We start from the raw sequence: 13,415 nt of genomic DNA, 5'->3' as shown, positions 1-13,415 counted from the left end.
TTCAATCCTTTTAATTATAGGGAAGACGCGACAGTGTTAGACCCGGTTTGAGGTAACTTTTTTTCCTCACTTTCTGATTCCATTTTCACTTGATTAGCATCGTATTTACGACCGCTGTAGATAAAGATGCCAACAAAAATGGCAACACATACCAAACGGATCACGACTGAAACATCAGGCCATACTAGAGCTATACCTACCGCAACCAACACTACTCTAGTAATAATATTAACTTCGCTCTCTAGATAACCTTCAATCGCCGCGATAAACGCGTAAGTACCAATAACAGCAAAGCCACCCGTGACTAACACGGAGATCACATCCCAACTTACCAAGTTAGTGTAGGCAATCAACAATGGTACTAAATACAAGCCTTTGGCTATCTTCCATGCCATTAATCCCGTTCTCATCGGGGGTGTTTTAGCAATGGTTGCAGCCGCAAATGCAGTTAAACAAACAGGCGGAGTCACGTTGCTGTCTTGCGATAGCCAGAAAATGATCAAGTGGGCAGAAAGCAGTGCAAGGCTGATCGCTTCTAAGCCAAGGCTCTGTTCAAGCAGAGTTTCCACAAAATCAGCAGGGACTAACGTAATCATCTCTTTGGCTGTTTCAAGTGCCATTGGCGCGTTCAGAAAATCAAGCTTATCTGGCGCAGCCAACATGAAGATAGCTTTCGCCTGTTCCGGTAACTGTCCCGAAACCAACAGGTCGAGCAACTGACTTTCAGCAATCAGTTTATACAAAGCTGGTGCAGACAGAGTACCCAACACGATATAAGCCGCGGTTACTGGTAACCCCATGCCCAGAATCAAAGACGCCAGTGCAATTAAGGCGATCATCACCAACAAATCGCCGTTCGCCCAGCTGTTGATCATCAACGAGAAGGTGTTACCAATACCAGTCGTGCTGATCACGTTGATCACCAGACCAATGCCCACTAGCAACACAGCCGTGGTCGCCATGTTTTTTGCGCCTTGAGAAAGCGCTTCGATGATCGCCTTTGGACCCATTTTGTGATTTTTAGAGAACCATGAAGCCACCACGACAGACAGAATCGAGATGCCCGCAGCGTAAGTCGGCGTAAAGCCCTTCACCAACAGAGTCACTAACACCGCTAATGGGATCAGGTTGTGCCAACCCGACAGCAATACTTTCAATAGAGGCTCACAGCCAGAAGTCACCTTTTGCACACCACTGCGTTTTGCTTCGATGCGCACGAAGAATGCCACAGACAAAAAGTAGATAAGCGCAGGAACGAAGGAAACCGCAATAATATCGACATAAGGAATTTGCGTGTAAGACGCCATGATGAACGCGCCCGCACCCATCACAGGTGGCATAAGCTGCCCGCCAGTAGATGCAGCCGCTTCAACACCTGCCGCGAAGCGCGAAGGGAAACCTGCCTTTTGCATCAAGGGAATACTGATCACGCCCGTCGATACTGTGTTTGCTACGCTCGACCCGGAGACTGAGCCCATCAAGCCGGAGCCAATCACGGCGATGAAGCCGGGGCCACCAATCACTTTGCCCGCCGCGGCACGAGATACATCAATAATGTAGTCGCCGACACCAGATCGAACTAAAAATGCGCCAAATAAGATGAACATGAACACGAAGGTCCAACTGATTCTTGAGATCGAACCAAACATCCCTTCTGATGAATAAAAGCTTCGATAAAGTAACGTCTCAAGGCTTAAACCCGGAAAATGAAAAATACCGCTGGTCCATTGTCCCCAAAGCACTACATAACTTAAACACACTAAGATAAGCACTGGAATGAACCAGCCCATAGTGCGTCTAATCAGCTCAATGACGATGGCAATCGCCAAGATAGAGAAAAACCAATCACTGGCGATAAATTTTACGCCTCGGTCATACAACGCATCTTCTGCAAAGGGGATGTAGATAAGACAAGCCAGAGCCGCCAAGGCAATTCCGATATCGACCGCCAGAGCTATCTTGCTCTTTTTCAGTGAGATATGAGCGGGATACCAAAGCGCGCAAATGATTGCGAAACCAGCGAAATGCGTCGCCGAAATCCAAAGCTCTGGCAAGGTAGATAAGGTATTAAACCAAATATGTAGGAGGGAGAGTATCACTCCCATTGTCGTTATTGCTTTGCCTACCCAAGGGAAATCTGTTCGGGTAGGCAATTCGAATTTTTTCAGTTCCTGCTGCAGCGAATCGCTCATAGAAAACTCCTGCTCTCCACAGCCAAACGCGCAGAGAAAATCCATAAAGTAAGGTGGTGCGTTTTCACTTCAAATAATCGAACGAGCCGGAGACGGTCAAATCAAACAAAGTAGCCGAAACAGATGAAAACGCACCAAGCAATTAATTAACGCGAATATTCAGTTCACGCCAAATAGCGAGTTAAAGATAAATGGCTAATCGAAGACAAAGGGTTAGTCGACGATCAACTCAGAAGGGATTTCTATACCCACTTCTTTATAGTAACGAGCAGCACCTGGGTGAAGCGGAACAGGAAGGCCTGCGATCCCTTTCTCAAGTGCCATTGCTTTGGTTGCTTTGTGGATACCTTGTAGGAAAGGTAGGTTTTCATAGATAGCTTTGGTCAGTTGATACACATCTTCTTCAGAAATGTCTTCACGAACCGCTAGGAAGTTAGGTTGGGCAATCGTAGTAATTGGTTTATCGACACCTGGATAAGTGTTTGCTGGGATCTCATACTTGGTCCAAATATTGTAATCACCATTCGCTTGTTTGATTTGTGCATCGGTAAACGACAAGATTTGAATATCTTCACCCAAGGCAGCAAAGGCTTGTGTTACCGCACCAACAGGCACACCAGCAGGCGTATTCATGCCATCAATTGTGCCATTTTGTAATGCGCTCGCACTGCCACCATAACCCATAAAGGCGAGTTTAAATTGTTCTGGGTCCACGGATAAGCCTTGCATGATTTGACGACCTGAGTTTTCAGTCCCAGAGTTCTTCTTACCGATAGAGAATTTCTTACCGTTTAGGTTCTCTAGATCGCTTACCGTACCTGTTTTTGCTAGATCTGAACGCACAATAAAGTGTTCTACGTTTTGCCATAACATGGAAACTGAACGCAGTTGAGTTTGTCTGCCAGATTTCTCATATGGCCCTAAACCCTGCCAAGCCCAAGCACCATACAAACCTTGTAGAATAGCGAACTGAGCTTCGTTCTCGTTCAACAACTTTACGTTCTCACCCGAGCCCGCAGAGCTGATAGCCGCTAAAGAAAAGTGCTGCTTAGGCGCAAGCTTAACTTTACTCAATGTCGCTAAGGCCACACCTACCGGATAGTAAGTACCACCCGTTGAGGCCGTCGCTAAAATATAGCTGCGATCTTCTTCAGCTGACGCATGACTGATAAGGCCAAGAGAAGCCATTGCTATCGCTAAAGTTTTAACTAGCTTGTTGTATTTCATTGTTACTCTCCATGTAGGGTTATTCACGTTATATTTTTGTTAACAACAATCACTAGATAGCAAGCACAATGCCAGTTTTTAACCATTTGTTTTAATTTACTTTTATTTTAAAACCTATTTAAAATAAGCCGTTTTTTGCTTATTCCCCTGTTATTAAGTAAGCCATTTTTTGCTTATCGGCTACCGGAATTAACACCTGTAGATCGGGAAGCAAGTCACACCATGTTGCAGTTGTGTGATCAATGTATGTAAATTGATAAATATGCAATGAGCCATTTATTGCTCATTAAAAATCAACAAGCACTGCGATGAAGCCGCTCTCTAAGGGTCAACATAGTCACTTCGATTTAACCCATAACGCACCATCTTTTGGTTCAATGTTCGACGAGGTAAATCCAAGTCTTGCATAACATCATTGATGCGTCCCTGATAACGAACTAGCGCATCATGAATCACTTTCCGTTCAAAGCTCTGCACTTGAACCGCCAACGGGATGCCTGCCGTTGTGGACTCTGTGACAGAATTGGGACGACACGCCAAAATATCACCAACGGTCAGGCTTTCATCCAGCGCAAAACGAATCGCAACATTACGCAGTTCACGCACATTGCCCGGCCACCCATACGAGAGCAGTGCATAGCGATCAGCCTCACTGGCTATACGTGTTTCGGAATTGGCTTCTTGGGTGAAGTGTTCAAACAAAAGTAAGGCATCTTCTTCACGCTCACTGAGTGGAGGCAAATGCAGCTGGGCAACATTCAAACGATAGAATAGATCTTGGCGAAAGTCGGGGTGATTCAGTAGATCGCTTTTCGAGGCAGAGACCACTCGTAGATCAACATGTTGTTGCTGATTCCCCCCCACGCGTTCGACGACATTATCTTGCAAGGTGCGCAGCACTTTTACCTGCATCGACAGCGGCATACTCTCTATTTCATCAAGGAACACTGTGCCTTTGTCGGCAAATTCCAGCTTACCAATGCGTCGTTTGGCCGCACCAGTAAACGCTCCGGCTTCGTGTCCAAACAGCTCGCTTTCAAAGAGATTTTCTGGGATTGCGCCACAGTTGAGCGGAACAAACGGATGGGTTTTACGTTGGCTGAATTCATGTAAGCAAGAGGCGACCAGCTCTTTACCACAACCCGTTTCACCATAGATGATCACGTTGGTGTCTATGGAAGCGACTTTCTGGATTTGCTCGCGCAGTTCACACATCACTTTACTGCGACCGATCAGCACCTGTTCAATGCCCTTAAGGTTATCCAGATAGTTCTGACGACTGTTTCTGTCTTGGCCACTTTGATGTTTATCTACCGCTTCCGATACCGTTTGAGACAGACGCTCTGGGTCGAATGGCTTCTCAATGAAGTCATAGGCACCTTGCTGTAAGGCTTTCACCGCCATATCGACATCACCATGCCCAGTAATCAAAATAACAGGCACATCTGGCACAAGACCTTTGAAACGCCCTAGCAGATCAACACCATCAATATCAGGTAAACGAACATCGGTGATAATGGTTTGAAAATCACCCTGCTCTACGGCGTTTAACGCATCTTGTCCTACTTCAAATGCGGTGACATCGAAGCCCGCCAGCTGCAACCATTGGCTGGTTGCTTGACGCACAATCGCGTCATCTTCAATTAAAGCAATACGCTGCATAGTTTGGTTCCGCCACTCTACATCTGATTAATATCGTCCACGGTATGTAAAAAAACCTCAGACGAAAAGGAGCTAGCTCCCACTTTGAATAACACTCCTTTAACAGTTTAATAATGTTTGTTAGCTTCGATTTGTCTCACTCTCCATTCGCTTAAAAAGCAAACATAAAACCTTGTCAAACCACTAGCTCAAAGAGGCAAGCCACTAATTTTAAAGGGATTTGATCAGAAATGATGAATAACAATCGATATTGGTTATTCCTGTGTACCTGTTTATTGATTGGTTTGGTGCAGGTCACCACCAAGAATGGCATCAGCCAGTGGAAGCTTGAACAAGCCCAACGCTATGCCGAACAGCGCTTCCTTGGCTACATTGCCGAAGCAAGGCGAACCCTTAAGCGTTTCTATTATCTGCCCTACCTAGTAACCAATGATGAAACCAGTGTGCGCTTCATTGATGGTGAAGCCCGCCTAGAAAAACGCATTAAGAAGCAGCTGATTCAATTGGATAAAGCCGCCAACACCAAGGGCTGGTATCTGCTTTCTGGCGAAGGGGACTTGTTGGTATCGAGTGTTGAAAGAAGCAAACTGAGCAATAAGAACGCCAGTACAATTGTTTCGAAGATCCACCAACAAGGTGGTGCGATTTCAGTGGTGACAAAAAACAAAGGCGTGACACCCGATTACTTCATAGCGGCACCCGTATATCGAGCCTCTGATGTGGTTGGCATTGTCGCGGTGCAAATCGATTTGTCATTGTTAACCGATCAATGGTTTGCCGATGGTGAGGCGATACTGTTTCAGAACCCTCGCGATCAGTTCTTTCTCTCCAGTGACAACAGGTTGAGTGCCGATTGGTTCAATGACACCTTCAATTCTCAGCCCACAGCGACAAAACGTGAGCTGTATGACCAAACCCATATTCGCGTGTGGCGATTGCAAGATAAAGATTACCTAATTCAGTCCATCAAGTTAGACGATCTGAATTGGCGTTTAACCTACCTAACGCCATTAACCAGCCTCAACCAGACCACGAACTGGATCAGCTGGAGTGTGGCGGTTGGCTGTCTTTTCATTCTGTTACTGTTGGTTATTCTTTACCAAAGACGCCAGAAAAAGCTCAGCAATCTGAGAATCCAAAAGCTTATCGAAGAGTCTGAGAAACGACTGTCTGGGATGATCAATAAAACCCATGTTGGGTTAATACTGATCGATAAACACGGACGCATTCACGATATCAACCTGATGGCGAAGAACTACTTTTCACTATCTGATTCAATGATCAATAACATCAAGGCGTGGCAGTTATTTGAGGCAGGTAACCCGAATTCAACCACCTTGCAACTGCTCAAAAACTTAGAGCAGCATCAAGAGCTGGCCGAGATAACTAGCGTCGAAACCATGGCAAGACGCAGCGATGGCAGCTACTTCCCTGTTTTATTCTCTATTAGCGCCTTTCCTTGGCATGCGACGACTTACTACCTGTGTACCGTAATCGATATCAGCAAACGTAAGAAAGCCGAAATTGCGGTGCAAAACGCCAATAAAACGCTACAACTGCGGGTCGAAGAGCGAACTCAAGATCTAAAAGATGCGCAGCAAGAACTTGTCGAATCTAGCAAACTGGCTGCACTAGGGCGGATGTCGAGTGCGATTACTCATGAACTCAATCAGCCGCTTACTGGCCTAAAAACCCTACTTTCGAGTAACCAGTTGCTGATGGAAAGAGGCGAGACTAAGATGCTGAAAGCGAACATGGATCTGGTGATGAGCCTAATCGACCGAATGGCTAACATGACTAGCCAGCTGAAGTCATTCGCCTTTCAAAGGCTTGAGAAACCTTATCCTGTTTCCCTAACAGACGCACTGCAAGAAACCTTGCGAATTCATCAAGCCGAACTGGAAAACGTCGATATTCGCGTGCGTGTCGCTTCCAATATTTCGATGGTAATGGGAGAAGAGGCGCGACTTCGTCAAGTGCTTGGTAACCTGCTTAGAAACGCTGTCGATGCCACGCAGAATCAGAAACCAGCAACCATTGTGATCAGCGCTCATACCGAGCAACAACGCGTGATCATCAAGGTTCAAGATAACGGTTGTGGTGTGTCTGAAGATCAACTCGAAACCATTTTCGAACCATTTCATACCAACAAAAAGATGGGCGAAGGCTTGGGGCTCGGGTTGGCTATCACAGCGAACAACGTGCGCGATATGCAAGGCACATTAATAGCGAAGAACAATTCAGACCAAGGCATGACATTTACGTTAACACTAAACAATAGCGATAGTGAGTAGTTACTTACACAGACCTTGAACTCCACATTCTATTGAAGCGCTAGAACTAAAAAACCGCCCACAGAGGGCGATTTTGATTCACTTATTGGCGTGTGACTTATTCACTAATCCGTTAACGACTTACTCAGCTAACTGCTTCAACAACAGTTCTGTTGGGCGCACAATCGCGATGATCGATTCATCGTAGATTTTCGCTGAATCAGACAGTATCGCTTGGTAGGCATTCACGTCAGCTTCTCTTACCTTCTCGCCAGCTTGCGCTTTAGCAATCAAAGTTAATGCTAAATCTGCAACTTCAACGGTTTTCTCTGCAACCACCACAGTCTCTACCGAAGACACGTTACCAGCGAAGACAGTTTCCGCCGCTAGTGCAGCTGATTTTGCTTGCTGATAATGCTCTGCAAGTTGCTCTAGCGCCTGCTGATTGCCTGTCGCCACTTCATTGACCAAGTCTTGCATCTCATACACCGCGTAGCTTTCTACTGGCAAAGCATCCACGAAGCGATTTAGGCGCTCGTATTGGCTGTACAAGGTGCCCTTAGGTTCAGTGGAGTTCCACTTTTCCCAGTTGCGAGCATAGTATTGAGCCGGCTCGGTGTATTTCGCTAGCACGCGCAGGTCGTGAATATCTTGGCCTTTGGCAATGCGCTTCAACAGCATATCAGCATCTGCGTGATGACGTAGCCCTACCGATACTTCCGACCATGTATCCATTGCTTTCATGCGCTTATACATACTGCGTTCGTCTGTCAGTTCTGCATCCGACCAGAAACGTTCTGCAATTGCATAACTGCGAGGCCATAGGTAGTTTTCGACCGTGAGGCTGTCTTTGTTTTCTAGCCACATGGTGATCTCGCCGCCTAAAATCAGCTCTTTTTCTTTGTCGGTTAGCTCCGCGGGGTAGCCTCCGTTTGGCTCAGGGATCACGCTGCCTTCTACATCGCTGCTCGCAATCACTTCGCCTTTGGTTGGCCAGCGCACGTTACCAATTAACTGATAGCTGCCTTCCGCAAACCCATTTGGATTCAAGTTCAGGTTGAATTCGGTATACGACATGAAGTTATCGAAGTGGCCGACAAAGGTTTTACCCGGCACATAATCAAGGATGTAGATCTCTTCACGAGACTTACCGTTGTAATCACTGAACGCGCGGAAAGTACCGTCTTGCGCTTCAATGATAGTCAGTGTTCCCTTACGTGGGCTGCCTTTAGAGCGAGGCTTTTGCCATTGGTAAGTCACAAACTTCTCACCACTGTGCAGCTTATCGTCAACCGTGATGCCACTTGGCATTGGATCATTGCGATAGTGGTAACTGGTTGGCTGAGGTTGGTCTAGGTAGTAACCCGTAGACAGAATACCTGGGTAGCCCTCTTTCGCCGCACGACCGATACTGTCGTGTCCTTGCCAGCTTTGAATCACGATAGAAGTTGGCAGATCTTTATGCCAAATCTCATCCCAACCCGTCATCTTCTTGCCACGCTCTTCCAGCATCTTTTCAACTTTTACGTTGAGGTAAGACTGTAAGCCGCGCTCGCCATCGATATTGTTCTCTTCGATGAACTCTTGGTGCTTTTCGCTGTTTTTCCATTGCGCATAGTTCGGCTCATCGCCACCAATGTGGAAGTACTCGTCTGGGAACAGTTCTGTCACTTCATCAAACACGTCGCCCAGCATTTCATAGAGCTCTGGGTTAAGTGGGTCCATCAATGGCTCAAATACACCCCAGCCACGTTCTTGTTCGTAGCTTTGACCTTCACCACCCGACATCAAGCGTGGGTAAGCGTGCGCCACAGCAGAAGAGTGTCCCGGCAGTGAAACTTCTGGAATAACACGAATACCAAGATTACGAGCGTATTCCACTAAGTAACGGACTTGGTCTTTGGTGTAGTAGTTACCATCAGCGGTTTCAGACCACAAACGTGGCCAAGATTCCGTTTGAATGCGGATACCTTGATCGTCCCAGAAGTGCCAATGGAACACGTTCATTTTCGCAGAAGCCATCGCATCTAGCTGACGAATCAACACATCAAATTCAATGAAGTGACGCGAGGTATCGTAAGAGACTCCACGCCAACGAAAGCGGGGCTCATCAACAATCGTGACAGCAGGAATATGGTAGCCAGTTGCTGTGGTTTCAACGAGCTGTAAAAGGGTTTCGATGCCGTGAATAGCGCCATATGGGCTTGGTGCGCTCAGCGTGATTTGCTCACCCTGAGTCGTAATTTTGTAAGACTCTACAGAGTCGATGTTCTGTACTTCAGACTTTGGCGCCGCGTCGATATCAATGATCAGGTTCGCTTCGTCTGCGCTATCAACCTGCCAGTTTAGAATCGGCACGCCAGTTTGGCGCTCTAGGCGATCGATAAAGCGTTTCGCGGTGTATTCAACGCGATCAGAGTTAAAGCCTTTGATGTAAACCTTGAAGTTACCGTCGACCTTAACTTGCCCAGCTTGCAGCTCGACTGTTTGTGGATACGGCATTAAATTTAGATCGGTATTCGGAGCCATTGCTAACGCCATTGGGGACACTACTGAACTTGAAATCAATAGAGACAATATAGTTTTTTTCATTATTAGTTTTCCTATATAACGGACGTTCTGTTTTGTTTATCGGAGGCGATTCACAAAACAGAACCTTCAGCCACTGCTGTTGTTTATCGTGAGCTCAAAGCCTATCGTCTGTGAAAAACGAATGAGCTCACAAACTTATGATTAGCTAACCAACTCAACCGCTTCACGAACCAACACCGCGATCTCATCCCACTGTTCGTTCTCGATCATCTTTGGAGAAACCATCCACGTGCCACCGCAACATACGACGCGATCAACGGCTAAGTAATCATTCACGTTGTGTTTGCCGATACCGCCCGTTGGCATTAGTGACACATCAACGTAAGGCGCTAGCAAAGATTTCACCATGTTGATGCCGCCAGACGCTTCTGCTGGGAAAAACTTCAAGAAGTTAAGACCAAGCTCTAGCGCTTGCTCTACTTGGCTTGGGTTGTTTACGCCCGGAACGATTGGCATGCCGATCTCTTGGCAGCGTTTTACGGTGTTTGGATTCAGGCCCGGTGCTACGATGAATTCGCTGCCCGCCTCTTTCGCAAGGTCGATCTGCGCTGGCGTTAATACTGTACCAGCACCGATACACATCTCTGGGTAGGCATCACGCATCGCACGAATCGAATCCGCTGCCGCTTCGGTACGGAACGTCACTTCTGCGACTGGCAGGCCATTTTCTACTAACACTTTTGCTAGTGGAATCGCATGTTCCACCTTGTTGATTTGAATAACAGGGATAACTTTGAACTGCTTAAGTGTGTTGATCATTTCTTGAGACATAATAGTTCCGCTTTTTATTTTTTAATCAGTTGGCTCATAGCGCTCATAGGGATTATTGCGCCAGAGTATTGAATAACGATGGAAGCCAGTTGGTGGCCAAATTCGGCTGCGTCGGTGGCGCTCTCGCCAGTAAGACGCGCAGCTAAATAACCCGCAGCGAATGAATCGCCCGCAGCGCAGGTGTCGACCACGTTAGAAACACGAGTCGCGGATACATAACTCTCAACAACATCGCCTTGTTCAACTTGAACAATCTTGCATGGCTCACAGCCACGTTTGATGACGATCTCTTGGCAGCCTAAGCGAAGGCAGCGTTGTTGAACGCTCTCGCCATTGCCCCAAACCAGCAGGTCGTCGTCTTCGGTAATCAGTGCAATGTCGACCAATGGTAGTAACTTGGCGTACCAATGCTGAGCTTGTTCAGTCGTCCAAAGTTGCGGGCGATAGTTGTTATCAAAAATCAGCTTGCCGCCTTGATTTGAGAACACGCTAATAGCTTTGAATAAGCGCTCACGATAGGCGTCATCTAAAATCGCGATACTGATACCGCTGATGTAAACCGCATCGACTTGTTTCTCGGTCAGGGCGATTTCAAGCTTATTCAGATCACTAGCTTGAAAGTAAGATTTGACTGCCGCGTCGTTGCGCCAGTAATGAAAGTGTCGCTCGCCTGTCTCGTCGGTTTCAACCATGTAGAGTCCAGGAAGCTTGTTCGCAATGCGTTCGACGAAATTGGTTTGAATGCCTTCTAGTTGCCAGCTATCAATCATATTTTGAGACAGCTCATCACTGCCAAGCCCTGTCGCATAGTGCACAGAGAAGTTTTGATGTTGAGTTAAGCGAGAAAGGTAAAGTGCGGTATTAAGTGTGTCACCGCCAAACTTTTTGGTTAATGGAGAGCCGCTGATTTCGACCATACATTCGCCAAAGAAAGCAATATTGAAATGAGAAGATGCAGGCATAGCCGATCCTAAAATAGAGAGATATATGTGGGAGAAGGCCCTGCCACTAAGCAGGGCCTGAATTAAGCAAACCAGTTGTGGAGACTAGGTTTAGCTTGTTTGATTTGCAGGACGTTGAGGTGCCGCTTCTTCTTCAAGTACGCCAGTCTCAGACATTTCCATCTCCATCAGAGCACGCTCGTCATCAAGAATCGCTTTTGCCATTTCAGGTGTTACTTGGTTAGCCGGAGTCACTAGGCTCACAACCACACCTGCCGTTAGAGCAAACAGACATGATGGGATAACTGGGTTGCCCCAGAAGGCTGTGTAGTCAGCGTTTAACATTACTACGAATGAAGCTACAGAAGCACCCGCTAGTGTTGCAAGCGCACCTTGCCAGTTGTAGCGTTTCCAGAATTTACCCAACATACCGCACACAAACATGCCCGACATAACCGTTGAAATCATCTTAGTGATGTAGCCAATGATGTCGTTTGACGTCAGTGCGAACAGTAGTGCGAAGCCAATCACCACAACCAAAGCTAGACGAGAGTAGTTCAACATTGATTCTTTGTTTGGTACGCGGCCTGTGAACATCACGTACACGTCACGCAGTAGGATAGATACACCGGCAATCGCATCTGAGCTTGCACTCGACATGGTTGCAGATAGACCTGCGATAAGAACAATCATGCCTACGCCAACTGGAAGAACCGTTGCAGCTACGTATGGGAACGAGTAGTTCGGGTTATCCAGCGTTGGGTCAATAGCGTGTGCCGCCATACCTATGATTGCTGGAATAATAGAGAAGAAAAGGTACAACACACCAGAAGCGACAAATGAGCGACGGATAGTTGAAACATCTTTACCAGAGTAGATACGCTGACGGAATGAAGGTGTTGCAAGTACGCCCACACCGATAACCACAGCCAGAGAAACAGCAGGCAGAATGCCCAGTTTATCGATTGCTAAAAAGCTTGTAGCAGCAGGGTCCATCGCAGCGTAAAGGTTATCCATGCCACCAATGTGATCAACAGACATTACCGCCATTAGGATGAAGCCAGCAAAAAGGATGATTGCTTGAATCGTATCGGTCCATACAACTGCTGTGTAACCACCGATAACAACGTAGATAGTGAAAGCTGCAGCAATAATAATTTTCGCAAGGTTAAGGTCGATGTCTGCAATCCACGCTAGGTACATGCCGCCACCTAGAATGTGCGCACCTAACCAACCGATTGACGCGATAAAGATAAGTAGGCCAACCACGTTTTTTACGATTCGGTTAGCGCCAACGTAATAAGCCAGCTCTTCACTCATGGTCATGAAGTTCAGTTTACGAACCGGAGCAAACCAAAGTGCAAGCAATAGGATGCCGACAGCACCGCCAATTCCGTACAGAGCACCCGCCCAACCATTTGCGTAGCCAAAGCCAACCGCGCCCATACTTGAACCAGTGCCGACCATAGTCGCAACTGTTGTACCAAGTACTAAGAATAATGGCAGGCCACGGCCACCTAATAAGAAATCTTCGCCAGATTTTTGATTACGCGAGACAAACCAGCCTAACCAAATTAAAAAACATACGTACACGCCGAAGCCTGTAAGAAAAAGTGTGCTGTTCATTTGACACCTCTCAGTGAAATATTGAGTTCATTCTTGAACTTTATTTATGATTCATTCATTTTTATATTTCATATAATTACTTTATTGATTTTATCTATTTTAATTAAAGTAATTTTTATAAATGTAGGGTG

Annotated in this window: 8 protein-coding genes; 1 reads left to right on the top strand and 7 read right to left on the bottom strand. The window is 46.6% G+C overall.

Annotated elements, in window-relative coordinates:
* Positions 1–14 precede the first annotated feature (14 nt).
* The 3 genes from AB4185_RS19760 to AB4185_RS19750 form a co-directional block, all read right to left on the bottom strand.
* A complete protein-coding gene (locus tag AB4185_RS19760; RefSeq protein ID WP_372135822.1) occupies positions 15–2,192 on the bottom strand; it encodes a TRAP transporter permease in 2,178 nt (725 codons plus the stop codon).
* A gap of 213 nt (positions 2,193–2,405) precedes the next feature.
* Positions 2,406–3,419: a TAXI family TRAP transporter solute-binding subunit gene (locus AB4185_RS19755; RefSeq protein WP_016789976.1), complete on the bottom strand. Its 1,014-nt coding sequence runs from the start codon at positions 3,417–3,419 to the stop codon at positions 2,406–2,408.
* Between the two features lie 321 nt (positions 3,420–3,740).
* A complete protein-coding gene (locus AB4185_RS19750) occupies positions 3,741–5,081 on the bottom strand; it encodes a sigma-54-dependent transcriptional regulator (RefSeq protein ID WP_372103111.1) in 1,341 nt (446 codons plus the stop codon).
* A gap of 230 nt (positions 5,082–5,311) precedes the next feature.
* Here AB4185_RS19750 and AB4185_RS19745 point away from each other — a divergent pair, with 230 nt between their 5' ends.
* A complete protein-coding gene (locus AB4185_RS19745) occupies positions 5,312–7,375 on the top strand; it encodes an ATP-binding protein (RefSeq protein ID WP_017065171.1) in 2,064 nt (687 codons plus the stop codon).
* Between the two features lie 120 nt (positions 7,376–7,495).
* Here AB4185_RS19745 and AB4185_RS19740 read toward each other — a convergent pair whose 3' ends face one another.
* The 4 genes from AB4185_RS19740 to AB4185_RS19725 form a co-directional block, all read right to left on the bottom strand.
* Positions 7,496–9,946 (bottom strand): family 20 glycosylhydrolase, encoded by a 2,451-nt coding sequence (locus AB4185_RS19740; protein ID WP_372135821.1) that lies wholly within the window; start codon positions 9,944–9,946, stop codon positions 7,496–7,498.
* 141 nt (positions 9,947–10,087) lie between these two features.
* Positions 10,088–10,717, bottom strand: coding sequence for a bifunctional 4-hydroxy-2-oxoglutarate aldolase/2-dehydro-3-deoxy-phosphogluconate aldolase (locus AB4185_RS19735; protein ID WP_055319259.1), 630 nt, complete (start codon positions 10,715–10,717; stop codon positions 10,088–10,090).
* 14 nt (positions 10,718–10,731) lie between these two features.
* A complete protein-coding gene (locus AB4185_RS19730; RefSeq protein ID WP_372135820.1) occupies positions 10,732–11,679 on the bottom strand; it encodes a sugar kinase in 948 nt (315 codons plus the stop codon).
* A gap of 90 nt (positions 11,680–11,769) precedes the next feature.
* Positions 11,770–13,284, bottom strand: coding sequence for a sodium:solute symporter family protein (locus tag AB4185_RS19725; protein ID WP_372099529.1), 1,515 nt, complete (start codon positions 13,282–13,284; stop codon positions 11,770–11,772).
* Between the last annotated feature and the right edge of the window lie 131 nt (positions 13,285–13,415).

The sequence above is a fragment of the Vibrio sp. 10N.286.48.F5 genome, from assembly GCF_041469785.1.
GTDB classification, from domain to species: domain Bacteria; phylum Pseudomonadota; class Gammaproteobacteria; order Enterobacterales; family Vibrionaceae; genus Vibrio; species Vibrio crassostreae_C.
The sequence above is the reverse complement of the archived record's forward strand: the minus strand, read 5'-3'. Positions and strand labels throughout refer to the sequence as shown.